The 24,633-nt window shown below is 57.5% G+C and carries 23 protein-coding genes and 1 tRNA gene; 12 read left to right on the top strand and 12 right to left on the bottom strand.

Going from position 1 to position 24,633, the window contains the following annotated elements; translation table 11 throughout:
- Window positions 1-28 precede the first annotated feature (28 nt).
- The 4 genes from N7220_RS09685 to N7220_RS09670 all read left to right on the top strand — a co-directional run bounded on the left by N7220_RS09685 (window position 29) and on the right by N7220_RS09670 (window position 4,389).
- Window positions 29-1,954, top strand: coding sequence for a glycoside hydrolase family 127 protein (locus tag N7220_RS09685; protein ID WP_283151248.1), 1,926 nt, complete (start codon window positions 29-31; stop codon window positions 1,952-1,954).
- The gene (locus tag N7220_RS09680) at window positions 1,947-3,038 is read left to right on the top strand and encodes an ABC transporter ATP-binding protein (RefSeq protein WP_283151247.1); all 1,092 of its coding nucleotides are present in this window, start codon (window positions 1,947-1,949) and stop codon (window positions 3,036-3,038) included. The genes N7220_RS09685 and N7220_RS09680 overlap by 8 nt, the downstream gene beginning before the upstream one ends.
- Before the next feature lie 274 nt (window positions 3,039-3,312).
- Window positions 3,313-4,254, top strand: coding sequence for a sugar kinase (locus tag N7220_RS09675; protein ID WP_283151246.1), 942 nt, complete (start codon window positions 3,313-3,315; stop codon window positions 4,252-4,254).
- Window positions 4,255-4,313: 59 nt separating this feature from the next.
- Window positions 4,314-4,389, top strand: a tRNA-Lys gene (locus tag N7220_RS09670).
- 159 nt (window positions 4,390-4,548) lie between these two features.
- Here the strand turns inward: N7220_RS09670 and N7220_RS09665 are convergent.
- Entirely contained in the window at window positions 4,549-4,764 is a 216-nt protein-coding gene (locus tag N7220_RS09665) for a hypothetical protein (protein ID WP_283151245.1), read from the bottom strand.
- 124 nt (window positions 4,765-4,888) lie between these two features.
- On the opposite strand from N7220_RS09665, the gene N7220_RS09660 reads away from it, so the two are divergent.
- Window positions 4,889-5,209, top strand: a complete 321-nt coding sequence (locus N7220_RS09660) for a hypothetical protein (RefSeq protein WP_283151244.1) — start codon at window positions 4,889-4,891, stop codon at window positions 5,207-5,209.
- 80 nt (window positions 5,210-5,289) lie between these two features.
- Here the strand turns inward: N7220_RS09660 and N7220_RS09655 are convergent, their stop codons facing one another.
- From N7220_RS09655 to N7220_RS09635, 5 genes are all read right to left on the bottom strand, one after another.
- Window positions 5,290-5,847 carry a hypothetical protein gene (locus N7220_RS09655; protein ID WP_283151243.1) on the bottom strand — a complete coding sequence of 186 codons (558 nt, stop codon included), beginning with the start codon at window positions 5,845-5,847 and terminating at the stop codon, window positions 5,290-5,292.
- Between the two features lie 263 nt (window positions 5,848-6,110).
- A complete protein-coding gene (locus tag N7220_RS09650; RefSeq protein ID WP_283151242.1) occupies window positions 6,111-7,703 on the bottom strand; it encodes a T6SS phospholipase effector Tle1-like catalytic domain-containing protein in 1,593 nt (530 codons plus the stop codon).
- A 17-nt stretch (window positions 7,704-7,720) separates the two neighbouring features.
- Complete coding sequence (locus tag N7220_RS09645) at window positions 7,721-8,371, bottom strand: DUF3304 domain-containing protein (RefSeq protein WP_283151241.1); 651 nt, start codon at window positions 8,369-8,371, stop codon at window positions 7,721-7,723.
- A gap of 19 nt (window positions 8,372-8,390) precedes the next feature.
- Window positions 8,391-8,912, bottom strand: coding sequence for a DUF3304 domain-containing protein (locus tag N7220_RS09640; protein WP_283151240.1), 522 nt, complete (start codon window positions 8,910-8,912; stop codon window positions 8,391-8,393).
- Complete coding sequence (locus N7220_RS09635; RefSeq protein ID WP_283151239.1) at window positions 8,909-9,796, bottom strand: DUF4123 domain-containing protein; 888 nt, start codon at window positions 9,794-9,796, stop codon at window positions 8,909-8,911. The genes N7220_RS09640 and N7220_RS09635 overlap by 4 nt, the downstream gene beginning before the upstream one ends.
- Before the next feature lie 580 nt (window positions 9,797-10,376).
- Between N7220_RS09635 and N7220_RS09630 the strand changes: the two genes are divergently transcribed.
- The gene (locus N7220_RS09630) at window positions 10,377-11,543 is read left to right on the top strand and encodes an acyltransferase family protein (RefSeq protein ID WP_283151238.1); all 1,167 of its coding nucleotides are present in this window, start codon (window positions 10,377-10,379) and stop codon (window positions 11,541-11,543) included.
- A 136-nt stretch (window positions 11,544-11,679) separates the two neighbouring features.
- On the opposite strand, the gene N7220_RS09625 is transcribed toward N7220_RS09630, so the two are convergent.
- On the bottom strand, window positions 11,680-12,087 hold the full coding sequence (locus N7220_RS09625) for a PilZ domain-containing protein (protein ID WP_283151237.1): 408 nt from the start codon (window positions 12,085-12,087) through the stop codon (window positions 11,680-11,682).
- Between the two features lie 371 nt (window positions 12,088-12,458).
- A complete protein-coding gene (locus tag N7220_RS09620) occupies window positions 12,459-13,358 on the bottom strand; it encodes an SDR family oxidoreductase (RefSeq protein WP_283151236.1) in 900 nt (299 codons plus the stop codon).
- Between the two features lie 127 nt (window positions 13,359-13,485).
- Here N7220_RS09620 and N7220_RS09615 point away from each other — a divergent pair, with 127 nt between their 5' ends.
- Window positions 13,486-14,424 (top strand): AraC family transcriptional regulator, encoded by a 939-nt coding sequence (locus N7220_RS09615; RefSeq protein ID WP_283151235.1) that lies wholly within the window; start codon window positions 13,486-13,488, stop codon window positions 14,422-14,424.
- 59 nt (window positions 14,425-14,483) lie between these two features.
- Here N7220_RS09615 and N7220_RS09610 read toward each other — a convergent pair whose 3' ends face one another.
- Both N7220_RS09610 and N7220_RS09605 read right to left on the bottom strand, forming a co-directional pair.
- On the bottom strand, window positions 14,484-15,554 hold the full coding sequence (locus N7220_RS09610; protein WP_283151234.1) for a questin oxidase family protein: 1,071 nt from the start codon (window positions 15,552-15,554) through the stop codon (window positions 14,484-14,486).
- Window positions 15,555-15,712: 158 nt separating this feature from the next.
- Window positions 15,713-16,753, bottom strand: coding sequence for a sigma-70 family RNA polymerase sigma factor (locus tag N7220_RS09605; RefSeq protein ID WP_283151233.1), 1,041 nt, complete (start codon window positions 16,751-16,753; stop codon window positions 15,713-15,715).
- A gap of 204 nt (window positions 16,754-16,957) precedes the next feature.
- On the opposite strand from N7220_RS09605, the gene N7220_RS09600 reads away from it, so the two are divergent.
- The 4 genes from N7220_RS09600 (at window position 16,958) to soxR (ending at window position 21,649) form a co-directional block, all read left to right on the top strand.
- Window positions 16,958-17,746 carry an SDR family NAD(P)-dependent oxidoreductase gene (locus N7220_RS09600; RefSeq protein ID WP_283151232.1) on the top strand — a complete coding sequence of 263 codons (789 nt, stop codon included), beginning with the start codon at window positions 16,958-16,960 and terminating at the stop codon, window positions 17,744-17,746.
- Between the two features lie 128 nt (window positions 17,747-17,874).
- Window positions 17,875-18,951 carry an IS110 family RNA-guided transposase gene (locus tag N7220_RS09595; protein ID WP_283151231.1) on the top strand — a complete coding sequence of 359 codons (1,077 nt, stop codon included), beginning with the start codon at window positions 17,875-17,877 and terminating at the stop codon, window positions 18,949-18,951.
- 517 nt (window positions 18,952-19,468) lie between these two features.
- Window positions 19,469-20,962, top strand: coding sequence for an MltF family protein (locus N7220_RS09590; RefSeq protein ID WP_283151230.1), 1,494 nt, complete (start codon window positions 19,469-19,471; stop codon window positions 20,960-20,962).
- 210 nt (window positions 20,963-21,172) lie between these two features.
- Window positions 21,173-21,649, top strand: a complete 477-nt coding sequence (gene soxR, locus N7220_RS09585) for a redox-sensitive transcriptional activator SoxR (RefSeq protein ID WP_283151229.1) — start codon at window positions 21,173-21,175, stop codon at window positions 21,647-21,649.
- Window positions 21,650-21,773: 124 nt separating this feature from the next.
- On the opposite strand, the gene N7220_RS09580 is transcribed toward soxR, so the two are convergent.
- Window positions 21,774-22,385 (bottom strand): alpha/beta fold hydrolase, encoded by a 612-nt coding sequence (locus tag N7220_RS09580; RefSeq protein ID WP_283151228.1) that lies wholly within the window; start codon window positions 22,383-22,385, stop codon window positions 21,774-21,776.
- 778 nt (window positions 22,386-23,163) lie between these two features.
- Here N7220_RS09580 and N7220_RS09575 point away from each other — a divergent pair.
- The gene (locus tag N7220_RS09575) at window positions 23,164-23,742 is read left to right on the top strand and encodes an FxDxF family PEP-CTERM protein (protein ID WP_283151227.1); all 579 of its coding nucleotides are present in this window, start codon (window positions 23,164-23,166) and stop codon (window positions 23,740-23,742) included.
- A gap of 139 nt (window positions 23,743-23,881) precedes the next feature.
- On the opposite strand, the gene N7220_RS09570 is transcribed toward N7220_RS09575, so the two are convergent.
- A complete protein-coding gene (locus tag N7220_RS09570) occupies window positions 23,882-24,535 on the bottom strand; it encodes a TetR/AcrR family transcriptional regulator (protein ID WP_283151226.1) in 654 nt (217 codons plus the stop codon).
- Window positions 24,536-24,633: the final 98 nt, after the last annotated feature.

Genomic DNA, 24,633 nt, shown 5'->3' with positions numbered 1-24,633 from the left:
CCACTCTCAATCCAGGAAAAACATGATGATGACCGAGAAACAGAGCGACCAGCCGCGAGTGGTGGACTTGTCGAAAAGCCCGCATGCGCGCATTACACCGGTATCGCCGCTGGCGGTGACGTTGGGCGGCGAATTCTGGGGGCCGCGGCAGGAACGCAATACCCGCGTTTCCTTGCTGTCGCAGTACCAGCAAATGGAAGAGTGGGGCAATTTTGATAACTTCCGCCGCATCCGCAACCCGCAACTGGGGCCGTTCCGGGGCAAGGTATTTAACGACTCGGACGTTTACAAATGGATCGAAGCCACCAGTTGGGCGCTGGCGTTACGTGCCGACGCGCAGCTGCAGGAAAAGCTCGATACAGCGCTGGGCCTGATTGAAGCCGCGCAGTGCGACGATGGCTATCTCAACACGTATTACGCGGTGGAACGGGCGCACGAACGCTGGAGCAATCTGCGCGATAACCATGAACTCTATTGCGCGGGCCATTTGCTGCAAGCGGCGGTCGCGCATCATCGCACCCAAAAAAACCGGCGGCTGCTTGATGTGGCGGTCCGCTTTGCGGACCTGATCTGCGAGGTGTTCGGCACAGTGATCGAAGGCAAGAACCCGGGGATTGATGGCCACGAAGAGATCGAGCTGGCACTGGTCGAGCTTTATCGCGAGACCGGCAGCATCAAATATTTGCGTCTGGCCGAACACTTTATCGATGCGCGTGGCTATGGGCATTTGACCGGTGGCTGGTTCGGCCTGGAGTACTTTCAGGATCACGCGCCATTGCGTAAACAAAGCGCCATGGCCGGTCATGCGGTGCGGGCTTTGTATTACAACACCGGTGCCGCTGACGTGTTTCTGGAAACCGGCGACCGCTCTTTGCTTAACACCCTGGAAACCATGTGGTCACACATGCAGGGCCACCAGATTTATATCTCCGGCGGTTTGGGCTCGCGTCACCACGGCGAAGCGCTTGGCGCGGATTATGAACTGCCCAATGCGCAGGCTTATACCGAAACCTGCGCGGCCATCGGCAGCATGATGTGGAACCAGCGCATGCTGGCCGCCACTGCCGATGCCCGCTATGCCGATCTGCTGGAACACACGCTGTATAACGCCATGCTGCCAGGCTGGTCGCTGGACGGAAAGCGCTACTTTTACGTGAATCCGCTCGCTAACGACGGCAATCACAAACGCCAGGCCTGGTATGAATGCGCCTGCTGCCCGCCCAATGTGGCGCGTACTGTCGCGGCGCTCAGCGGGTCGGTTTACAGCACCAGCGCCGCGGCTGTTTGGGTGCATTTGTATGCCAGTTGCGATGCGCAGATTGAACTTGATGGCAAAGTGATCGGCCTGCACCAGCAAACCCGTTACCCGTGGGATGGTGATATTGAAATCACCATTGATGCCGAACATACCTTTGACCTGATGCTGCGCATCCCGAGTTGGGCCGCCACGCAAACGCAATTGAGCATTAACGGCAAGGTGGTGGGCGAAGAGCTGACGCCAGGCAGTTATATCAAGCTCAATCGTGCCTGGCGCGCTGGTGACCAGATTCGGCTGTCGCTGCCGATGCCGGTCCGGGTCATGGAAAGCCATCCGCATGTGCTGGAAAACACCGGACGCGTGGCTTTGATGCGCGGGCCGCTGCTGTATTGCATTGAAGCCGCCGACCACCCCGGCGTAAATTTGCAGGATATCGAACTGGCCAACAGCAGCGTACAGGCGCAATGGGAGCCTGAATTGCTGGATGGCGTGATTGCATTGCGCGCGGTGGGCAAGTTACCGGTGCCGGAGCGGCGCTGGTCCAATGTCTTGTATCAAGAGCGAAACGGTGCCGGCCGCCAGTCTTCGCGCGACGTCGCGCTGGTCGCCATTCCCTATTTTACCTGGCATAACCGCAACGCGGGTCCCATGCAGGTCTGGCTCAAACAAGCGGTGACGGAGGCAACCTATGGCTAGCTTGGTGATGCGCAATCTGCGCAAAAGCTTTGATACCACCCATGTCATCAAAGGCCTGGATATGGAAGTAAAACAGGGCGAATTCGTGGTGTTTGTCGGGCCATCCGGTTGCGGCAAATCTACCTTGTTGCGGATGATTGCCGGTCTGGAAGACATCACCTCCGGCACGCTGGAAATTGAAGGGAAACTGGCCAACAATTTGCCAGCGGCGCAGCGCGGTATTGCCATGGTGTTCCAGAGCTACGCCCTCTATCCGCATATGACCGTCGCCGAAAACATGGGCTTTGCGCTGAAGATGGCCAAAGTACCTGCCGCCGAGATAGACCGCGCAGTGCGGCGTGCCGCCGAGGTGCTCGACATTACCCGCCTGCTGGCCCGCAAACCCGGCGCGCTTTCCGGCGGGCAAAGGCAGCGTGTGGCCATCGGTCGCGCCATCGTGCGTGAGCCCAAGGTGTTTTTGTTTGACGAACCGTTGTCCAATCTGGACGCTGCTTTGCGTGTGCAAATGCGCATGGAACTGGCTCGGCTGCATAAAGAGCTTGGAACGACCATGGTTTACGTCACCCACGATCAGGTAGAAGCCATGACGCTGGGCGACCGGATTGCTGTGTTCAACGATGGCTATCTGGAACAGATCGGCACGCCGACTGAACTCTACAACGCGCCGCGCAATACCTTCGTGGCCGGGTTTCTGGGCTCGCCCAAGATCAATCTCCTGCCATGTACCCATGTCGAAGCAACCCGCCAAGGTAATCTGGCGACGACCGCCGGCGGGCAGAAACTGAACATTGAGGGCATCGCCTTGCCGGAAGGCTTTGGCCAGGCAGCTACGCTCGCAGTGCGGCCAGACCATTGGCGCCTGGTTACGCCAGATCAAGGGCTGGCGGCGAATGTGGAACTCACCGAGAACCTGGGTGACGCTTTGCTACTGCATACCGCCGCGCAAGATGGCACGCGCATCACCGTAAAAATTTCTCCTGATTTACCTACCCCGCTCGCCGGCGAATCTGTGTTCTTGCAACCCGTGCCGGGAAAAGCCATCTGGTTTGGAACAGATGGCAATGCATTGAATCGGCCCGGATAACTACGCATCTCACTCCATCGCAGCAAATGCCAGGCGCAACAGAGGGCAAGATCATCTGTTTGGCCTGGCATTCGCATTTCTCAAATCGCGTACCCCAAAATACAGAAAAGCAAGTCAGAAACGCCCAGTATTGCCCTCGCGCAGCACCCAACGTCGCAAACGCGTGGATAATTACGCATTGGTTAACCCAAATCACAGACAGGGTTAGCTGCATGGCAGCCGGGTTCCCCGGACGAATACTGGTCAGTCGTTCCAATAAACAAGGAAGCACCCGATGAGTTCCCCGCAACGCATTGCCTTGATCGGTGAATGCATGATTGAACTGCAGGAAGAAGGGAGCGGCCTGCTGCGCCGCACCTTTGGTGGCGACACACTCAACACCGCCGTATATTTGTCCCGCCTGCTGCAAACGCACGGCGTACAAGTCAATTACGTCACCGCTTTAGGCGATGACCCGCACAGCGAAGCCATGCTGCAGGCGTGGCAGGCGGAGGGCATCCAGACCGGTCTGGTGCAACGCCTGGCAGGCCGAGTGCCTGGCTTGTATATGATCCAGGTTGATCCCGATGGCGAACGCCATTTCAGCTATTGGCGCGACACCAGTGCTGCCAAAGCGTATTTTGCTGCCGCAGAGACTCCGCTTGAACAAACGCTGGATCAACTGGATGTGCTGTATTTCAGCGGCATCAGCCTGGCCATCCTGCCCGATGCTGGCCGCGAACGCTTGCTGAGCGCCGCCGCCAAAGTGCGGGCCAATGGCGGCAAGGTCATCTTCGACAACAACTATCGTCCACGCTTGTGGCAAGGGGCAGACCAGGCCCGTCAATGGTATCGCCGCGCCTATGAGGGCTGCGATATCGCCCTGATCACCCTGGACGACGAAATTGCCATGCTCCCGCCAGGCACCCACGCACAAACCGCACTGGCCGCAGCGCTGGCGTTGCCGGTACCCGAGGTCGTGGTCAAACAAGGCGGCAACGACACTGTGGTCCGCGTTGTGAACCAGCAACCTCAATCTATCCCGCCGACTCGCGTCGCCAAAGTGGTTGATACCACCGCTGCAGGCGATTCGTTTGGTGCCGGCTACGTGGCTGCACGTCTCACCGGGCATACCCCGGAACAAGCTGCCGCCACCGGCAACACACTGGCCGGCACCGTCATCCAGCACCGCGGCGCCATCATCCCGACCACCGCCATGCCTGCCATCAAACTGTAAAAAAGTACGGCCCGGTGCTTGACAGCTTTTAAGGCCATATATAATATTGCGGCCTCGTTGGGTTGTTAGCTCAGTTGGTAGAGCAGCGGACTCTTAATCCGTAGGTCGAGTGTTCGAGCCACTCACAACCCACCAATAGATACAAGCACTTAGGCCACTCCTCGGAGTGGCCTTTTTGTTTTTCGGCGTTTGTGTAGGCACTGTGTAGGCTTTTCCGGTAGCCACAAAGCGCAAACGCGACTGCCAGAAAAAAGCCGCCACGTAAGTTTGGCGGCTTGGGTGGGGTGGCCGGGGTCAGGCTAACCGGCCTGCACACGACCGAACCAGCGCCCGCAGCGTGCGCAGTTCATCCTGTATCGCCCGAGAGCGCATGCCATGTTTCCAGGCATTGCGGGCACTTGTCTGTTTGCCGGTCGCTGTCTGCGGCCCTGTGGCGTTCTGCCATGGCTTCCATTGCTGGATTAACGCTGCACGCAAGGCCCGGTGTTCCGGCGTTCGCTGGTAGCTCATGCTTTTTCCTACTTAACTTTTCAGCGCATCGGAAAATATATTGTCGCGCGTCTGAAACTATTTTCCATTTTTTCTTATCGGTGACTATCAATAATCTACAGCACCGCGAGGAAAGGAAATCAACATGGCTCGTCTGGCATTTGCATCTATTGCCCTTCTCATTTTTACCGGCTGCGCGACCTCCAAAGAGGTACATCTGGCAGATGGTTCAAAGGGTTACAACATAAGCTGTGACGGAACCGTTCAGAATTTCGGTGCCTGCATCGAAAAGGCCGGTGAAATTTGTGGCTCAAGGGGGTATATCGTGCTCACCCAGCAAGGCGAGGCGGCCCCTTTCTCAACGACAACGGGTGGATACACCGCCGACTCTGTCTCGGCATCTGGTGGGGTCGTTTCACAATCAGGAATGATGGTAACGCGTAACCTCTTTGTGAAATGCAAATAGGTTGCGCAATACACATGGCCTTGATAGCTGATAAAACGGTCCGTCATCGGCAGACGGTTTGAACGGTTTTTTACGGTTGGCTATGTGTTACGGAAGCGCCGTGTTCTGCCCTTCGTTGATAACTCACGACCAACTCCTGATAGTTCGTTTGATATTTTTTCCATTTTTCCGTGCGCGAACGCTACGCCACCATCAGCGCCAGCCTGGGCGCGTTCACTCGTAGCGGTGCCTTGGGGCGGGGCATTGTTCACCTGTTGCGGGCCGTGGGCGATGTTAGCCTGTTTCACGAACGCTACCGGGCGCGGGTTCTTGATGTCGGCCAGTGCTTCCAGGGTGGAGCGGCATTGTGACTGTGCCTTGAGCGCCAGCCGCAGTAGCGTATCCATTTGCTGCATGAGCGGGCTTTGAATGGCCTGCATAGCCAAGCGGTTGAAAACCATGTCCAGCGTATTGGCTTGGGTCATCAGCATGGTTTCAACGCCTGACATATCGCCCGCCTTTACCGCGTCGGCCTGCCGCTGAAGCAGGCCCATGTAGGCGGTCGGGTCGATACCCGCGCCAAAGAGCGGTTTGCCGAACTCACAGCCTGCCGCCGTACCGCGTACAACGGCGCTGGCGGCGGTGCGGGCCATCGCCATGGTGTTTCTTCACCCGGTTGGCGTACGACCTGCAGCGCCCCCGCAGGCGAGCTTGAGGGCGCATTTGGGGCTTGGCTCGCGGGCGGGGCTGGAATATCACGCGGTCGTGTGTCGGTTTTTCTGCCTGCTGCCATGTTGTCGCCCTGTCATGCCGGGGTATCGCCCCAAGCCTTGATTATGGCAAAACGCTGGTGGGCTGGTCCGGTAAACAGCGCCAGCAGATGCCCGATACATTAATCAGAGACGGGCACCCGGCTACAGGGCTACACCAATATGGTGGGGTTCTTGCCTGGGTTGTAGAGCGCATCTGTGCGCAGGCTATCGCTGTAAAGCCCTCGCTGGTCATGTAGTGCACAGGGCCAGCCGCTGAAGTGAGCTACCGAGTCGTGTACGTGCTGGCTCATGAAACGATATATCGTCATGGGCACCGGCGCAGGGTCATCCCAGGCAGCCAGTAACTTCGTTTCATAATCAGTCAGTGCACGCGGGCCGGGTCGCTGGTTTACCTCTTCGGCTTGCGGGTTGCGCAGGTATTGCACCCGGTTTTCCAGTTGTTTTTGCGCGGCAATAAGCTGCTGCGCCTGTTCTACCTGGGGTGCCGACATGTTGTCGCGCCACTGCTGGTCAGGCAGGTTGGCTTTTTCTGCGGCAGGTGACATGCCCTCATACACGCTGGCGGGTACGGCCTGCCCCAAGCTGCCAAGCAAATACATACGATTGCGTGCCTCAGTCACCAGACGGCGGTAACGGAAGAACGGTGCACGGTGGGCCTGAATAAGGTTTTCCAGGCCTTCTCCCCCGTTGGGTAGTGCGCCCATATAGGCATTGTAGTTAGCAGCTACAGGGGAATCTGGCGGTAAAGTGAAGTGCATTTGCACGTCGTTTTTCAAGCGTGCAAATGGGGTCAGCATGACCCCAGCCTCAAGCGCGGCCTTATACATCTCGCGCAGCGGAATGCGGGAGAGCTGGTTGTCTCGCCCTTGAGCGTCGCTGGAATAACCGCCACCCACGTCGCAATGAACACCAGGGTAAACCACTTCGTCACAATTGCCTGGGCAAGTCTGGCCGACCCGTACCGAGTCCAGCGGGAACGCCTTGCGTACCTCATGCGCAGAGACCAGATGCAGGCAGCGTTCTACTTCTCGCGGTATCGCCAGTTTGCTGGCGTAACCCCGGTGGGCACCAGGCGCACCGACCGAGGCCACCGTATCAAATAGCCCCATAAAGTTGATACGTAGCCGTACCGGGTCACGGCCCTTAATCTTCAATCCCAACCCGTCTTTGACGCTGGTGCAGTCTTTTTCCATCAACTGCTGCAAAAAAGCGCGAGCGATAGTTGCTCCGCGAGAGAAACCGAATATGGACAGGGTAATAAATTCTATCGGCTTGGAGTCGCTATATTCACGTGTGACAATACGGCACAGTTCCATGCGGGCCGCCCGGACGCGCAAGTCACCACCCGCGCCAAAGCCCAGACCAAGATTGCCGCCCGTATCGTCACTGAAGCTGCCAAACCCATCTAACGGCTGGTCGACCTTGAAGGGCGTGCCTACACCGGAAAAATAACGCGGAAAGGCCTCCCTTTCCTTCTCATTAATAGCCGACCGATACAACGTGGCAATATTGGTCAGCTCCTGTTTCGACGCTTCCTTTTTCAGTTCGATATCCATGTTGTTGCTGGTGCCGTCAAAGAAAAAGGCCACTTTGGGAAACAGGCGGCACTTGAACTTGTCGGCCTTGTCCGCGACGGTCTGCCGCCAGCCCTCTTCGCGGTTGGTGCGAACAAGAATATTTTCGTCAGCGGCTGCGGCCAGTTCCGCATCGGTAACGGGTGCACCGGCTTGTCTGATTGTCATGATGAATGCTCTTTGGATTATTTGTTGGCGCAGCCGCTACCAACTGGGGAATACGCAAGCTCAACCGTGTCGCGGTCGCGCAGGATGACGCATAGATACGCTTCATCTTTGCTTGGGTCGGGGTCGTCGTGTATCGGGCCAGGCAGCTTTACCCAGATGTCGTGGGGCTCACGTTCTTTAGTTACTGCTTTGGTTTGAGGGTCAACCTCACTACCCCATTTCCAGCGAACCCTGACCGGTTTGGTCCAGTCCTTGTACCCTGCGTAACAACACGCTGCGCCACCACCACCTGACGGCCTGCCATCCTCGTGTGGTTCGTTAGCATCACCTGCCCAGTTTTTGCCAACCAGAATATCGACCGCATAGCGCTCGTAATGGTTGATGGGCACCATCATCAGCGAGGGCCCATCCGGGGCTGGGCCGTTATCTGCTACTTGCGAGCCGGTGGGTGGATGGTCGTAAAACGTGCTGCCGCAGCCGCTGAGCAACCCCGCAGACAGTGCCAGTAGCAACGGAACGGAAAACAAGCGGCACTTGAACTTGTCGGCCTTGTTGGTGACGGTCTGTCGCCAGCCCTCTTCGCGGTTGGTGCGAACATGGATATTTTCTTCAGCAGCGGCGGCCAGTTCGGTATCGGTGACTGGGGTACCAGCTTGTCTTATGGTCATGGCCATGTATCCCGTGAGTTTATTTGTCAGCACACCCGGTGCTGGTGCGTGAATAAGCCAGCTCTACCTTGTCGCGGTCGCGCAGGATGATGCATAGATAGGCGTCACTATCGAGCGGGTCCGGGGCGCTGCGTGGCTGGCTTGGTAGCTTCACCATGGCTTCGTGCCACTCGCTTTCGCGCACAATCTGTTTCGTCTGTTTATCGCGCTCATAGCCCCAAACCCAGCGTACCTTGACCGGTTTGCTCCAGTCTTTGTAACCCTGGTAGCAGCACACGGCTTTGCCGCCACCAGCCGGGGTGCCGTCTTCATGTTGCCTGGTGACATTTCCCGCCCAATATTTGTCGACAAAAACTGAGTCGGCATAGCGCCCGTAATGGTTGATGGGCACCATCATCAGTGAAGGGCCATCCGGGGCGGAGGCGGTATCGGTTACTTGCGGGCTGGCGGGTGGATGGCCGTAAAACGTGCTGCCGCAGCCGGTCAGTAATGCAGCCGCCAGCGCCAGCAACGCAGGTAACAAGAGGTGGCGCGGCTTCATCGTGCTTGCTCCTGGCTGGGCAATGCGGGGAGTTGCTGCCAGGTCATTTCGCCGTCATGAATGCGTTTCAGGTGCGCCGCCCAGTTGACCGGTAGCTGGCTTGTTTCGCCCAGGGCGGTCATGAGTCGGGTTACCCGTACGTAATCGTCAAACACGTTAAACCCGGTTTTCTGGGCTATCTGGCGGGCCGCGTTGGCGGTGTCGTGGCGGTCTTGCAACGACAGCTCGCCGAAGGTGTCGGGGTAGTTGTCGCAGCAATGACTGATGAGTTGGCCCAGTTCTGACATATCCATCAGCGCATCGGCCTGGGTATCGTCAAAAACCAGCGTGTAGCTGTGTGGGTCATACCCTGTTGCTCCGGGCAGCTCAATGGTTTGCAGCCTGTGGCTCAGGTCGAAATAAAGCCACTGCGTACCCAGCGCCTGCCAAGGTGTGCGCTGCCTGCCGTACATGACCTTCATGAGACCGGGCAGCACACGCGGGTCGTAATAGCGCAGCAGCATTTCGCTGCCCATTACCGACGCTTTAAGGCGGTTTTGCAGGCGCATGCCCAGTTCGTCGGGTGGTAGTGTGGACTGGAGCCAGGTCACAAACGGTGCGCGCCAGGACTGGGTATAAAAGGTTTCAAGCACATAACGGCGGGTGTCCGGGTCTCTGACCGGGGGTACCATCCACGCCACATATTGTTCGTGGTTGGCTTCACGCGCCGTACCAAACAGATTGACTGCACCAACGCGTTTGAGAAAGTGAACCAGTTCGTCGGCTTGTTCCGGTGCGGCGGCGGCATCGACCAGCGTATAAAGCTCGCCGGTTTCATTCAGTTCATGCAGGTGTTCAAAGTCGGGGGTTGGCTGGTTGCGCTGGGCGGGGATATCAAGTTGCATGGTCGGGCCGTCTGGACTTGAAACGGCCTGTATAGCAACTGGTGTAAGCGAAACGATAGGCTTGGTAGTTGCGTTGCCACATGCTGTCGGCATTGATAAATGCTGAAGCCAGGATTGATTACGAGAATATCGAGTGAACAGGACTTTTAGTACTGGGCTTGGAGTGAGCCAGGAATGGTTTGGCGTAGAACAACCGGCCAAAGGCAAGCCACCATTCAGCTACCTGCAGCACCTAATCTTTAACTCCTAACATGGTAAACATTCATAGATAAGGAAATGCCGTGCTGGATTGCGTTTTGGGCCACGCCCGCACGGAGTTTTAACACCAATTAAATACAAGCACTTGGTCCACTCTGCGGAGTGGCCTTTTTGTTTTCGGTTTGCATATCCGGCAGGTGTGCGATTCACTGGCTCATATTGAGTCCGTGGTCCGCTGGATGATTTCCACGGCTGTCAGAAATCTATCAAAACGCCCGCCGCCCTTATCTCGCCGCCCGCCACGACACAAATCAGGTGCAATGTTGCGGCGCAGTAGGGCTTCAGTTACGATCCAGACCCCTTCCGCGCTGCTGCCATCGTCATGTCCTCATTGCCCTCTGCTCCCGCTGGAGTGACCCGCTACGCGGAACTTGAAAGCCTGCGCGGGCTGGCGGCGTTGCTGGTAGTGCTGTTCCATATTCCGGGCTGGAATAGCTGGTTGCATGACGTAGCGATCATCCGCAATGGCGCGCTGATGGTGCAGTTGTTTTTTGTGTTGTCCGGCTTTGTGATGTACACCGCGTATGGCCAGAAACTGCAATCGGGAGGCGCCGTATTGCGCTTTCAGTTTTTGCGGCTGGGGCGTTTATACCCGGTACATCTGGTGATGTTGGCCGCATTTCTGCTGATGGAATTCCTTAAATATCCGTTGCTGCAGATGGGCTACAACCTGGGCGATCCATTTGTCGCCAACACTTGGCACGCATTCTTCCAGCAACTGTTGCTGATCCAGGCCATTGGCCCGAATAACGCCGGCTTCACTTTTAATGGGCCAGCATGGTCGATCAGCGTGGAGTTTTATACTTACCTGCTGTTTGCGGGCGTGGTGTGCCTGTTACCGCGCTTCAAGCTTTGGGTATGTGCCGCGCTGGCGCTCGGCGCGATGTACATGATGTGGGCAAAGGTTGGCGCGGATTACGTCAACCTGGTGTGGTGCGTGGCCGGATTCTTTCTGGGCTGCCTGATTGCCGCGCTGGTGCAGGCGCGGGCGCCGGTTTTACCCGCCTTTACGCCGTGGCTGGCCTTGGCGTTATTGCTGGCGTTTCTGCAGTTTAACCATAGCGTGCGCAACGATGTGGCGATCTTCCCTTTATCCGGGTTGCTGATTCTTGGCATTGTCTGCGGCCGCCCTGGCGCGTTTCAACGCGTGTTGCGCGCGCGTGCGCTGCAATGGCTGGGCGAGCACTCTTATGCCATCTATATGGTGCATGCCTTTGTGCTGAATCTGTTCTTGCTCGCGTTATTTTACGGCTTGCCGCAACGTATTCAGGATGATGGCACCAATTTGCCGCATCTATATCTGGCCGAAGCATTAGTCGTATATCTCGTCTTCCTGGCCGTCACCTTGGGTGCGGCTGTCGTATTGCATCGCTATGTTGAAACACCGTGGCGCGCCCGCAGCCGGAAGTGGGTGCAGCATGGGTCGGCCCAGTGGTGGGTGTGGGGAGCGCTGGCGCTGTTTTGCGGCATGCAATATTTGAACAGGTGATTGTATCGGTCAATCTGGATTCAAGCGGCTTGCTTGAAACAGAAAAACCACATCACGGGCACCCCGGTTTTGAAGAACGCCTGCCATCCATGCGTTCCCCCCCACATTTTTCCAGGCACCAGCCCGCTTCCGGATTTCACATCCTTATGGCACGCGCATATGCCGGATACCGTCTGACAAGTTCATCTGCCAGTTGCGTTTCAACTGCTCTGTCGACGTCAACAAACTCCATGCCGATCCTGAAGCAACGAGCGGCAGAGTCGTGAACGGTATGGATTACCCGCGCCTTGAACCGGAGCACCAAGGGTTGGCCACCCATGGCAGCGGGTACCTGGGGCGGAATTTCCAGGTAAAGTTCGTTGAAGCTGCCGGGTTGCATCGTGTGTTCGCCGTGTACCGAAATGCCAAAGAGCGAGACGTTCACGGTGCGCCCAAGATGTTTGCGGCTTTCCTCAAGTACCGCAACGCGCCAGCGCGCGGGGCAACTGGCCGCCCGGCCTTGATCCAGTTCCGGGCTTCTCGAATAGCTGCTGACTGCATCCATGTTTTTGTTTTATTCAATGCCAGACTCAGTCCGGGCTTAATATTTTTGACTGCGAAGAGCGCACCAGCAGGCGCACGGCCTGGCTGATTTGACCGGGCCGATGCGCAAATTTATGCCTGGCCTGGTGCGCGAGTGTGGCCTCCCCTAACCAGCCACAAGAGATCAATCATTCACTAGTTATGCCGCCTGAAGCAAACGCAATGCAGGCTTTTAATGGCGTTGGCATAAATACGCGGGTTGCCCGTTGTTTTTTTGTCTCTCCCTCGCAATCGGATATGACCTATGTCATGGCGCGGGTAAGCAGCGCTCTGCTAGTTACGCCAGCGCTTTAACCCATGACGATGGCGCTCTTTTCCACGCTTTTGCCAGACTCAGATTTTGAAGTAGTGCTCTGATTGCTGCAGGTCGGCCAGCAACCTAGGCTGCGCTGGCTGCCAACCCAGTTGCTCTCGAGTCCGCTCGCTAGAGGCAGGCCCGTCGATTTGGGCGAACGCGGCAAGCCAGCCAAAGTGCTCCGCGGCTTCGCCTGGCGACTTGCTGACTACCGGCACGTTCAGACGTTTGCCGATGACTTCTGCGATGTCCCGGAACGCAATTTCTTGCTCATCAACGCCGTGATACCTCGCCCCGGGAGTGCCTTTTTCAAGTGCGAGACGGTAAAGGCGTGCTGCATCCAGCCGATGTACCGCAGTCCAGCGATTCAGCCCGTCACCCACATAGGCCGACACGCCTTTTTCGCGGGCGATATTGATCAGCATGGGGACAAACCCGTGGTCAGTGTCCCCGTGCACCGAAGGCGAAAGACGTACGCCCGCTACATTGACGCCCTGTGCTGTGAGCGCCTGGGCAGCTTCTTCCGTGGCAACGCGAGGCATCTCTCTGGAGGTCATGGCCAGCACGGTGTCTTCGGTAGCAAGGCGGCCCGGCGAAAGTAGCAAGGTGCCGGAGGTTACGATCAAACGACGCTCAGAACCTACCAGTGCTGCGCCTAGTGCTTCAATGGCGTGCCGCTCGATCTCGCAGACGGCTTTGAAGTTATGGAAATCATGAATGAAACCGGTGTGGATCACGCCCTCGGCGGCCGCCGCCCCGCTGCGCAGGCTGTCCAGATCTTGCAAGTCGCCACGATGCACCTGAGCTCCCGCTGCGCCCAGCGACTGTGCCGCAGCATCGCTGCGCGCCAGCCCCAACACCTGATGGCCTGCGCCGATCAGCTCCCGTACCACGGCAGAGCCAACAAACCCAGTAGCTCCTGTCACGAATACACGCATGAAATAACCCCTCTTATGCACAAATGGATGACTGCCAAGGCAGTCGCGTATGGGCAAGATAGGCCGTTGAAGAAATACGGTCCATAAGATAGAGTCCGTTTTTTCTTTGTGATCGTCCGGGTTTATCATGGATGCGTTATCAGATGTGTTGTCTTTACTGAAATTGCGCAGCTATGCATCAGGTGGCTTTGAGATGGGCGGAGACTGGTCTATCCGGTTCTCCGCCTACGAGGGCATCAAGTGTTATGCCGTGGTTTCGGGCCAATGCTGGCTGGCGCTTGATGGCGAAGCCGAGCCGGTATTGCTGACTGCTGGCGACTGCTTTTTGCTGCCGCGTGGGCGGCCTTTCCGTTTGGCGAGTGATTTGAGCTTGCCTTCAATTGATGCCAGTACCATTACGCCAGCCACGCGCAACGGCAACATTGTGTCGTGGAACGGCGGTCGGGATTTCCTCGGGGTGGGCGGGCACTTCGCCCTCGCGGCGAACCATGCCAGCCTGCTGCTGGGTGTGTTGCCATCTATCGTGCATATCCGCAAAGAGTCGGACAGGGCGGCCTTGCGCTGGTCGCTGGAACGGATGCGGCTGGAGTTGCGTGAGCGCCAACCTGGCGGCTTTTTGGTGGCCCAGCATCTGGCCAGCATGCTGCTGGTCCAGGCATTGCGCCTGTATCTGGCCGAAGGGGTCAGCGGCGGCGTTGGTTGGCTGTTCGCGCTGGCCGACAAACAAATGAGTGCCGCCATCAACGCCCTGCATACCGACCCGGCGCATCGCTGGACGTTGCAAGAACTGGCCGGACATGCGGGCATGTCCCGCTCAACCTTTGCGCTGCGCTTCAAAGAGACGGTCGGCGAAGCGCCCATGGAATACCTGACTCGTTGGCGCATGTTGCTGGCGGGCGACCGGCTGTTGAATTCACGCGAAGCGGTATCCACCATTGCGCTGTCGCTGGGCTACGAATCCGATAGTGCTTTCAGCACCGCATTCAAGCGGGTAATGGGCTGTTCGCCGCGACAATATGGCCGTGGTCAGGAGCCGGTGCGCCGGTCCACGGCCGCAGCCGGGTAATTCGTACCCATCAGCAAAGAGGGTGGATCAGCCCGGTGAAGGGCTAATGCCCAAGCCCTTTACTTGCACAGATCAACATCCAGCGCGCGCTGCACAGACGTTGAGTCAATGCCAGACGCTTTGGGTGGCGCGAGCGTTCGTGCGACGGCTAACTGATACCACGGGGATGGATGCGCCTGGTCTTCAGCCCAGGCAGACCACGTCAATTTGATCACGTGGTCATCGGTTTGCCCGATCACTTGGGCAAACAGCTCGGGCCATGTGGGCAGCGCGAACTGGTCATCTGCGACCACTTCAGGCACTGCGGGTGCGCCAAACGTCGCCCAGGCTGCGCAGAAGGCAATCCAGGCAGCGGGTAACAAACTGCGGGCAGTCGGCGGGGGGAGATGATCGCAAATCACGCGCAGCGCGTGGGTGCTGGTCACCAGATGCAAGGCGGTAAAGTCACGCGTGCAAGCGTAGATGGCGATAGCGGCATGCGCCATTTCCTGCATCAATTGGCTGCTGTCGGGCGCAACGGTGAGCGTGTCGATAAAGCGCCGGTCTGCTGCCACCCCCTGCACTTTGCTGGTGATCATCCGGCCTTCGGGCTTGAGCTCGCGCAATGGTCCGGACATCTCGGCCAGCTGCAGATTGACGTTCGCGGAACGCGCAGCAGGTAAGGCGCCCGCATTGATCGGCAGATAGTCCCTGACGTAGGTCGCGAGGCCCGCCGCAATTTCGCCGGTATGTCCGACGTCCAGTCCGTGTGCAATGCGGATAATGGCGTGAAAAGCGACGGTAGCAGGGGCGAAGGGCAGGCTGCCAAAAACTTCTGCCATGACGACCGCGGCACCTTCGCGAGCCAGCCGTTGTTCAAAGTACAAGCTGACCGACAAAAACCGGCCCGGTTGATTTAAATGTTCGCGCCAGCCGTTAACTGGCTGTCCGGTTTCCATTTCCAGAAACGGCAGGCGTGCGATATGTCTGGCGTTGAAAGATTCGAGTTGCGCTGCATCGGCCCCCAGTCGGTAAAGCGCGGCCAGCGCCATCGGTAGGTGATTGCTGGTGCCGCGTGCCGCCAGCCAACCGCGATTGGCATCCAGCAAGCGAAACAAGGTTTGGGTCGTTGCGGTTTGTGGTGTTGTCATGGCCGTCTCCAGTTGAGATGCGGCCAGTATGAAAGTTCAAGTTAACTTGAATGCAAGGCATTCTTTGCTTAGGTCATTGGCTGTGGAGATACGCATGCGGGCCATCAGGATCGCCGCTCATGGCTATCGTTTCATGCCTTCCCGGCAGGCTGCGCTAACTAACGCGCCGGGTGCGACGGCGGCAGCCCAAACCACGGCAGTACGCTGCTTTCAAAGCGGGTTATCGCCTGGATCTGCTCACCCGCAAGCGTCAGGACGAACAGGCCGACCCCCGGCTGAATGCCCGTGGGCGTGGGCAGATAAAGACCGAACGCTGGCTGACCGTTGGCCCGCGTCGGTACGAGCTGGAAGCGCCGCCCCGCACCGAATATCGCGGCGCAGAAGCGGGCTGCATCGGCGCGGCCCAGATATTCGAAAGGCATCGGCGGCATCGAAATGAACGCATCGTCGGTCAGCATTGCAACCAGCGCGTCCAGATCGGCGGCCTCGTAGGCACTGACGAATTTCGCCACCACCGCATTCTCGGCGGATGAATTCGGGGCGGGCGGCAGTTGGCTATCCGCAGGTGGAGCCCAGCGGCGCTGCAAGCTGGATCGGGCCCGCTTGAGCGCACTGTTGGTCGATTCGATGGTGGCATCCAGCATCTGGGCGACCTCATCTGCCTGAAATCCGAGGACGTCGCGCAAGATCAAGACCGCAATCTGGCGCGGCGGCAGCAACTGCAGGGCTGTCACAAAGGCCAGCGAAATGGATTCGCTCTGCTCGTAGCGGGCCTCCGGACCAAGGATCACGCCGGTTGTTTCCTCAAGCTCGGCGTCCGGGATGGGTTCGAGCCAGACCACTTCGCCCAGCCGCGTGGGTTCAGGCCGCGCCACGCCGGGCACATCCCATTCTTTGGGCGGACGTCGACTGGCCGCGCGCAGCACATTGAGGCACCTGTTGGTGGCAATCCGGTAGAGCCAGGTGCGCAGTGACGAACGCCCCTCGAATCCGCTCAGGCCTTGCCACGCAGCCACCAGCGTTTCTTGCATAGCGTCTTCGGAATCCTGAAATGATCCGAGCATCCGGTAGCAATGCACGCGCAGTTCCCGGTGATGCGGGCCGGTTAATGTGCCGAACGCATCACCATCGCCCGCTCGCGCTTTTAGGAGCAGTTCGGCGGTCGCGTCGTCTTTTGCCAGCGTCTTGCCATTCTGCATGCCCGTTCCTTGTCGCGGTCCTGTCCTGTTATAGCCCATCGCGTTGCAGAGAAAACTTCTGCTACGGCACCGCCCAGTTCTGGCATGTCGCGGTGTCTATACGGTCGACGGCGCCAACTATCCACATGCGGATTGTGAAAGCGGCAGCCAGATGCGGGTGCGCTCGGTCGTCGGTCACAACCCTTGAATGGAAAGGAGTTTGCAATGCTGAAGAATAAAGTTGCGGTGATTTATGGCGCTGGCGGTGCAATCGGTGGCGCAGTTGCCCGCGCGTTTGCGCGCGAAGGTGCCAAGGTGTTTCTGAGCGGCCATCAACTGGCACCCGTCGAGGCGCTTGCCAGCGAGATCGTTGCCAGTGACCGATTTGCCGAAGCAGCTGCGGTGGATGCACTGGATGAGAAGGCGCTGGAGCAGCATATGCAGTCGGTGATTGCCAAGGCGGGGCGTGTCGATATCTCGTTCAATGCCATCGGCGTTGCCCCGAAGGAGATTCTGGGCGTACCGCTGGCCGATATGGATACCGAGCATTTCCTGCTACCGATTACGCGCTATACGAAGTCGTATTTCCTGACCGCCCGTATCGCCGCCCGGTACATGATTCCCAACAAATCGGGCGTGATCATGACGGTGACCGCAATCCCGGCGCGCAGTGGTACGCCAACCAACGGCGGCTATGGCGCGGCTCAGGCGGCGAAGGAGGCGCTGACTCGCGATCTGTCATGCGAACTTGCCCGCCACGGCATCCGGGTGCTCAGCCTGCGACCGCACGGTATTCCCGAGACAGCAACAATGAGGGAGGTCTTTGATGCCAAATTCAAGGCAGCGGAAATGAGTTGGGAGCAGTTTGGGAACTATCTCGCGAGTACGACCCACCCGCGCCGGACCATGGTGCTGGCGGAGGTGGCAAATGTGGCGGCATTTATGGCATCTGACGGCGCAAGCGGGATGACCGGAACCGCCGTGAACCTAAGCATGGGCGCACTGGATGATTAGCGATTGGCGATGAGTGGAGTGATTCACTAACTTGAGCCGTGGTTCATCCGGAGCTAATGGAATGGTCCGCCCCTCCCTCTGCAGGAACATACTTTGATTGGGCTTCACCTTTCAGCAAGGAGACGATCATGAGAAACAAACCTGTTGGCGCAACCGTGTACGGGATCGATCTGGGTAAGACCACTTTTCATGTCGTGGGTCTGGACGCTGCGGGTCATCCTGTTCAGCGCATTACGCTCAGTCGTAACACCATCTTCACTTTCTTTTCGAATGCCACTGCGGCGCTGATCGGCATGGAGGCCTGCCCCGGATCACAATGGCTTGCCAGGAAACTTGAATCTATGGGGCATACAGTCAGAATCATCCCGGCCCAGTTCGTCAAACCCTATGTCAAATCCAACAAGAATGACCTGATCGATGCAGCAGCCATTGCCGAAGCCGTGACGCGCCCCACCATGCGTTTTGTGCAGGCACGTTCCGTGGAGCAAGTGGAATTGCAGGCCCGGCATCGGATCCGGGACCGGTTGATTGCCAGCAGGACTCGCTTAATTAACCAGGCTCGCGCATTCTGCCTTGAGTTTGGCATCCCCATCCGGGCCGGTAGCAGTGCATTCAAGCTCGGCTTGCCGCAGGTGCTGGCTGATGAAACAAATGATCTCACGCCTCCCATGCGCGACATGCTCCGAGACCTGGCAAATGAGCTGGGGCAGATCGAGCAGCGCATCAACGACGTCACCGAACACATCAATGCCGTTGCAACCCGTTCAGAGATGGCAAGGCGCCTGACCAGCATTCCCGGTATCGGTAATCTCGGTGCTACTGCCATTCTGGCGGCCGTCGGGGATGGTCATCAGTTTCATAAGGCCAGAGATCTTGCCGCCTGGCTGGGGCTCGTGCCTGCGCAATACTCCACCGGTGGCAAATCGACCCTTCTCGGTGTCAGCAAGCGCGGCAACAGCTACATCCGGCGTTTACTCATTCATGGCGCGCGCTCTTGTGTCCTGCATCTGGACAGCTCAAAGGACCGGCTGGGCGAGTGGATCGCCGGGCTGGAAGCACGCATGCATGCGAACAAGGTGGTCGTGGCACTGGCCAACAAACTGGCCAGAATCGTGTGGGCGATCCTGAACCACCCTGGCACACTCTATTTACGTGACGGCCGGATCAGCACACGAACACCACAGCAGGAAGGAGAAATTGCCTGACCCATTCCCAGTTTGCTGGATTCTGTATTGATGACAAAACAGCCAAACGGCGCACGGTAAATCTTGCAAAAAAAGCGGGTTCTGAGCCCGAACCGCTATTTAGAAACCGTACGCGCGTATTTCATCATGGCCTGGCTGTAACAACAGCCCACTCGCGAGAGGCCGGATACATTAAGGCAAACTGTTCTGTCATGGATACACCATCTTGCAAAGCCGGGGCGGACCATACATTGCAAAGCCGGGGCGGACCATACATTTTTTTTAAAACAAAACCGGATGAATCCTTTTTCCACGTCAGCTGGCCCGCGCGGTCCGCAACCCAATATCGCAGCGGAAGTGGGCAACCCATGGCTGGTGCGCCGCCAGTCGCACGCCTGCCACAAACCCGCCAGTCATCGGCATTCGCCGACATATGGCATCCTCGCCAACGGCAAGCCACCTATCTTGAAAGCTGGCTCGAAGAAGAAATCCAGGCGTCACGGTAGACATTCAGTTCTGCTGACAATGGAGCTCCCCCATGTCAATCCAGCCGGTCAAAGCGTGGTTGATCGCCATCGCTGGCGCGCTTTCCGCTTGCCTCTCGCTCGCTGCGCCACCACCTGCGGCGACCACTGCCTCAGCGCCCGGTCAAGAGCGCATTTTTGGTGAGTTGCCCTACAAAAATCCGGTTTATCACGGTGACCTCGACGGCATGGTCAAGCGGCGCATCATCCGGGTACTGGTGGTACCTTCGAAGACCAATTACTGGGTTGAAAACGGCAAGCAACGCGGCGCAACGTATGAGGCGCTGAAAGTCTACGAAGACAGCCTGAATGCGCAACTCAAGACCAAAAAAATCAAGGTGATGGTCTTCTTTGTGCCAACCCGCCGCGACCAGATCATTCCGGCGCTGCTGGCCGGACGGGCCGACATTGCCGCCGCCGCCCTGACCATTACGCCGGAGCGGCTCAAACACGTCGACTTCACTGCGCCGACCTACGAGAACGTCAACGAGATCATCGTTACCGGCCCCGATGCGCCCAAACTGGGCAAGATCGAAGACCTGGCTGGCCAGTCTTTATACGTGCGCAAATCATCCAGTTACTGGCAACACTTGCAGGAGCTTAACCAGCGCTTCGCCAGGGAAAAGCGCCCGCAAATCAAATTGATCCCTGCCGCCGAGCAGCTTGAGGATGAAGACCTGCTGGAAATGGTCGGCAGCGGGCTACTCAAAATGACGGTGGTTGACGACTACAAGGCCAAACTGTGGGCGCGCGTGCTGCCCAAACTGCAATTGCGCCCGGAGCTTGCGGTGAATACGGGGGGCCAGATCGCGCTGATGATGCGCAAGAACAGCCCGCAACTGAAAGCCAGCCTGGATGACTTTATCAAAACGCACGGGCAGGGCACATCGTTTGGCAACACGATCTTCAAGCGTTACCTGTCCGAGCAGAACTTCGTCAAAAATGCGCTTGAAGATGATGATCTTGGCCGGTTTGAGGCCATCAAGCCCATCTTTATCAAGTACGGCAAGCAGTACCACATGAACTATCTTTTGATGATGGCGCAGGGCTACCAGGAGTCCAGACTTGATCAAAAGGCGCGCAGCCATGTCGGGGCGATTGGCGTCATGCAGCTGATGCCGGCCACGGGCAAGTCGATGAATGTGGGGGACATACGCAAGCTTGATGCGAACGTGCACGCCGGGGTCAAGTACATCCGCTTCATGATCGACCAGTATTACGCCAATGAGCCCATGGACACGCTCAACAAAGGACTATTTGCCTTCGCCTCGTACAACGCCGGTGCTGGCCGTATCCAGCAAATGCGCAGTTTGGCAAAACAGCGCGGGCTTGATCCGAATAAATGGTTTAACAATGTTGAAACTGTGGTCGCAGAAAAAGTCGGGGCCGAGACCGTTACCTACGTCAGCAACATCTTCAAGTACTACATCGCCTACACCTTGTTGATAAAGGCCGAGGAAGAACGCGACACGGCGAAAAAGACCGTTGCGCCACCGGCAGCGGCTTAGCAGACGCTGTTCTTCGCCCGAACATCAAGCGCCCTTCCAACGCGGGGTTGTTGTTCAGCCACGCCCATCCAGGCCGGTGGATAAAACCCGCGCCAGTTATCCTGAGTTTTTATCCCGGTTGTGTGCCGATGCTGTGAAAGTTAAAGTTAACTTCAGTGCGGTTGGCTGGTGCGACAGCCCTTTGTCGCCGCTACCTGCAAGAGACTAGCCATGCAGCCAAATGGATTGATCAGTATCGGCGAAGTAGCCCGACGTTCTGGTGTAGCCGCCAGTGCATTGCGCTTTTACGAAGAAGAAGGGCTGATCCACAGTACCCGATTACCCGGTCAGCAAAGGCAGTTTTCGCGAGATGTACTGCGCCGGGTGGCGTTTATCCGGGTGGCGCAAGGCGTGGGGCTGAGCTTGCAGGAAATCGCCGCCGCTCTGGCTACCTTGCCAGCGCAACGCACGCCAACACCAGCCGACTGGAATGAACTGGCGCAAGGTTGGCGCGGGCGGCTGCAAGAGCGCATCGACACCCTGACCGCGTTGCGCGACCAGCTCGGCGCTTGCATCGGCTGCGGCTGCCTGTCTTTGCAGTCGTGCGCGCTGTACAACCCGGGAGATATCGCAGCAAGCAAAGGCAATGGCCCGCGCTATTTGCTGGGTGACCGGCCGGGCATCGCGCCGCCCGGCAAGGGGCGCTGACTGTTTGCGTGGCTTGTGAGCCGTCGCAGCACCGGCCAGACACCGCCGTAATACCGGCGTTGCGCCCGTTCGGCACCAATTGAAGATTGAAACGGGTCGGGGACTCAGCATAAAGCCTGCGCGATCAGGCTCTGGCGAAATGGGCATCCACCAGTGGTGCCAGTTCTTGCGCGTGTACCTGCGCCAGATCGTGCATGCCGCCCGCCACAACATGCAGCTGTGCATTGGGCAGCAGTTGTTCCAGCTTTTGTCCCACTGCCACCGGGCTGATCGGGTCGGCATCACCCCACAGCAGTAACACCGGAGCACTGATGTGCCGCAGCCTGGCCGTCAGATCGTGCCTGGAAGCGACAAACCAGTTCGGCCTGTGCGGATTGGCCTTGATGAAGTCTTCCCGCCAGTCCACTGCACCCAGCCTGCGTGTATCCAGCCCGCCTGAAGTCACCGTCAGCACTAGATGCGTTACCAACTGCGGGCGCTTGAGCGCCGCAAGAATCGCGATAACCCCACCCATGGATTGGGCAATTAGCGCAGTGGGTTGATCAATGCGCTGCACCACCCTTGTGGCCAGATCATCCAGCCCCTTGATATCCGGGTCGGCCGGAATGGCGCCGAACCCTGGATAGCCCACAAATTCTCTGCTCGCCGGATGTAGCAGCCGTGTGCCCAGTGGCTCCCAAAATGCAGCAATACCGGACGCGCCGGGCAGGAAAAGCAGTTTGGACGGTGAGGACACGACGGGTCTCCAGGAGAACTTTGGGCGGGTTTGCCCATGCATCTGCATGGCACGGTACGGACGGCAGGTTTTTGATCAGGGTGATATCCGCGTCACAGGGGCTTACCCGGCGAGCGTGTCTGTCGGCACTCAGGCCGAAAACCTGCCCGGATGCGGCGTTGGCGCTGTGCGCTCATTACTGATTCACCGATTGTTAACCTTACGTGAAAAACTGTTATTCCTATGTTTTGTGACATTTATTTAAATTAAATCCGACAAACGGCATATAAAGTGTAAGCATTTAACTTACTCATTGCTGTAAGTTTTCCTGCTATTAATTCTTTATTCTTACAAAAATTAAGCAAAGTCATACGTGACAATCAGTTTAAATGGTTGTTAAATAACAGTTATTTGTGAATTGGTTGCGATCAAAGCGTCAACCAATCATATGTTGCAAGGCAGCAAATATGAGACGCTTGTTTATTTACTTACATTTAATTTTGGGTTAAGTTCAGCTTAACAATAAATGTATGAAAGAATATTTCTTACATAATTAGGCTAGGCGTTGTTCAAGGCAAGCATCCAGAAACAGAACTCTGCACGTCGCAAAACCCTCACGGGGCGATGATTCACGCGCTAAAGACTTCGTCGAACCACCGCCACGGGGAGATTGGCCCGAGGTTTTTGTCTCGCTTTCTGCCCGGAAGCGCTGACCGCTTTTAACTCACTCTGGGCACATAGCGAGACCCGTTCAGCTCACGGTCTTATCGCACCACTAAAATCAGGAAAAGTGAGTCTCATGAAAATACGTCACCTTGTAACAAGCCTTGCCTTCGTCGGCGCATCCGCAGGCGCTTTGGCCATCCCGACAGTCAGAGCCCAGAACAGCCTCGATTTGGGGGTTGTTCATTCGCCGACCAATTTCATCATCGACAACACGGTCACCTCGAGCACTTTTGATGACTTCATCAAATTTGGCGTCACCCCTACTTCTTACGCGGACAATGTTTTCTTCAGCCAGCTCTCGCTAGGTAACCTGCAGAAAATTGCCACGGCTACCTTGTCGCTGTGGGACATCACCAGCGGGAATCCACTCACCTACACATTTTTTGGTAGCGTGCCGTTGAATGAGCCAGCTTTTACCGCTGCCGAGATGTTCCTCGCCGGTCATACCTACGCGCTTGAAGTAAAAGGCACGTTGCAGGACGGCGCAGTGCAGGGCGTGTACGGCATTCTGGGTACTTTGACTCCGGTGCCGGAGCCAGAAACCTATGCCTTGCTCGGCTTGGGGATGGTGGCATTGGTGGCGGCACGCATGCGTCGCCGCAAGTCCGGCCTGGGTGGCAGCTTTAACTCATTGGCGGCAGTGGCAGTTTGAGTTTTGCCGCAGCGGCCTTGTTTCGCCTTTTACGGTGACACGGGCAGAGGGGCTAACTGCCAGCGATAACAGAAAGGTCCATAACCCAGGTTGTGGACCTTTTTGCGTTCGTCGCAGGTGGATGCGTTGAGCGGGGCGGTTACAGCGCGCTGTTGTTGGCGGTGGCCGACTGAGCGCGCAGGCAGGCCAGTTCCATGATCGAGTCTATAAACAAGCCAAGCACCGCTTCGGCCTGGGCATCGCTGGTTTCGGCTGGGCTGGACAACATGAACAGCTTGACGCCTTCGACCAGGCTCATCAGACCCATCGCCATGTCGTCGGTAGAGGTGGGTGGAGTGACGCCGAGGCGCTGATAGAAATAGCCGATGAATTGCGCAATCTGCGCCCGCTTCTCGCTCATCAGGGCCGACAGCTTGGTCGCGAAATCGGCATCACGCGCCGCCAGCATGCGGGCTTCGGTCCAGTTCATGAAGCATTCGTTATCGCGGTACAAACGGCCGTAAATCTCGCGGGTACGGGCACGGATTTGTTCTACCGGCGTTTCGTCGGTGAAGACCGCCACGAATTCGTCATTGGCTTTTTGATGATCACGCCGCAGCAGTTCGATAAACAAATCGTTCTTGCTGCCGAAATTTGAATAAAACGCGCCCCGCGTATAACCGGCCGCATCGGCGATATCTTCCACGCTGGTGGCCACCAGACCCTTCTCGGCGATCAGCGGCTGCGCAGCGTCCAGCAACCGCTGGCGCGTCTGGTCGCGACTTTCTTCTCGAGTAAGGCGTTGGCGGGTCATATATTGATGTTATCACATGGGTCAGGATATCCAAATTCTCAGTTGTATTCGGATACAAGTATGTATTAGGATGCGACAACGAATGAAAAACTAACCCG

The sequence above is a fragment of the Silvimonas soli genome (assembly GCF_030035605.1).
Lineage (GTDB): Bacteria > Pseudomonadota > Gammaproteobacteria > Burkholderiales > Chitinibacteraceae > Silvimonas > Silvimonas soli.
Note: the sequence above shows the minus strand (reverse complement) of the source record. Positions and strands in the feature narration are given on the sequence as shown.

What these genes read in the sequence shown, in the direction of transcription:
- N7220_RS09685 (WP_283151248.1), top strand. Translation starts at nt 29, where the DNA reads ATGACCGAGAAACAGAGCGACCAGCCGCGAGTGGTGGACTTGTCGAAA.
- N7220_RS09680 (WP_283151247.1), top strand. Translation starts at nt 1,947, where the DNA reads ATGGCTAGCTTGGTGATGCGCAATCTGCGCAAAAGCTTTGATACCACC.
- N7220_RS09675 (WP_283151246.1), top strand. Translation starts at nt 3,313, where the DNA reads ATGAGTTCCCCGCAACGCATTGCCTTGATCGGTGAATGCATGATTGAA.
- N7220_RS09665 (WP_283151245.1), bottom strand. Translation starts at nt 4,764, where the DNA reads ATGAGCTACCAGCGAACGCCGGAACACCGGGCCTTGCGTGCAGCGTTA.
- N7220_RS09660 (WP_283151244.1), top strand. Translation starts at nt 4,889, where the DNA reads ATGGCTCGTCTGGCATTTGCATCTATTGCCCTTCTCATTTTTACCGGC.
- N7220_RS09655 (WP_283151243.1), bottom strand. Translation starts at nt 5,847, where the DNA reads ATGGCGATGGCCCGCACCGCCGCCAGCGCCGTTGTACGCGGTACGGCG.
- N7220_RS09650 (WP_283151242.1), bottom strand. Translation starts at nt 7,703, where the DNA reads ATGACAATCAGACAAGCCGGTGCACCCGTTACCGATGCGGAACTGGCC.
- N7220_RS09645 (WP_283151241.1), bottom strand. Translation starts at nt 8,371, where the DNA reads ATGACCATAAGACAAGCTGGTACCCCAGTCACCGATACCGAACTGGCC.
- N7220_RS09640 (WP_283151240.1), bottom strand. Translation starts at nt 8,912, where the DNA reads ATGAAGCCGCGCCACCTCTTGTTACCTGCGTTGCTGGCGCTGGCGGCT.
- N7220_RS09635 (WP_283151239.1), bottom strand. Translation starts at nt 9,796, where the DNA reads ATGCAACTTGATATCCCCGCCCAGCGCAACCAGCCAACCCCCGACTTT.
- N7220_RS09630 (WP_283151238.1), top strand. Translation starts at nt 10,377, where the DNA reads ATGTCCTCATTGCCCTCTGCTCCCGCTGGAGTGACCCGCTACGCGGAA.
- N7220_RS09625 (WP_283151237.1), bottom strand. Translation starts at nt 12,087, where the DNA reads ATGGATGCAGTCAGCAGCTATTCGAGAAGCCCGGAACTGGATCAAGGC.
- N7220_RS09620 (WP_283151236.1), bottom strand. Translation starts at nt 13,358, where the DNA reads ATGCGTGTATTCGTGACAGGAGCTACTGGGTTTGTTGGCTCTGCCGTG.
- N7220_RS09615 (WP_283151235.1), top strand. Translation starts at nt 13,486, where the DNA reads ATGGATGCGTTATCAGATGTGTTGTCTTTACTGAAATTGCGCAGCTAT.
- N7220_RS09610 (WP_283151234.1), bottom strand. Translation starts at nt 15,554, where the DNA reads ATGACAACACCACAAACCGCAACGACCCAAACCTTGTTTCGCTTGCTG.
- N7220_RS09605 (WP_283151233.1), bottom strand. Translation starts at nt 16,753, where the DNA reads ATGCAGAATGGCAAGACGCTGGCAAAAGACGACGCGACCGCCGAACTG.
- N7220_RS09600 (WP_283151232.1), top strand. Translation starts at nt 16,958, where the DNA reads ATGCTGAAGAATAAAGTTGCGGTGATTTATGGCGCTGGCGGTGCAATC.
- N7220_RS09595 (WP_283151231.1), top strand. Translation starts at nt 17,875, where the DNA reads ATGAGAAACAAACCTGTTGGCGCAACCGTGTACGGGATCGATCTGGGT.
- N7220_RS09590 (WP_283151230.1), top strand. Translation starts at nt 19,469, where the DNA reads ATGTCAATCCAGCCGGTCAAAGCGTGGTTGATCGCCATCGCTGGCGCG.
- soxR (WP_283151229.1), top strand. Translation starts at nt 21,173, where the DNA reads ATGCAGCCAAATGGATTGATCAGTATCGGCGAAGTAGCCCGACGTTCT.
- N7220_RS09575 (WP_283151227.1), top strand. Translation starts at nt 23,164, where the DNA reads ATGAAAATACGTCACCTTGTAACAAGCCTTGCCTTCGTCGGCGCATCC.
- N7220_RS09570 (WP_283151226.1), bottom strand. Translation starts at nt 24,535, where the DNA reads ATGACCCGCCAACGCCTTACTCGAGAAGAAAGTCGCGACCAGACGCGC.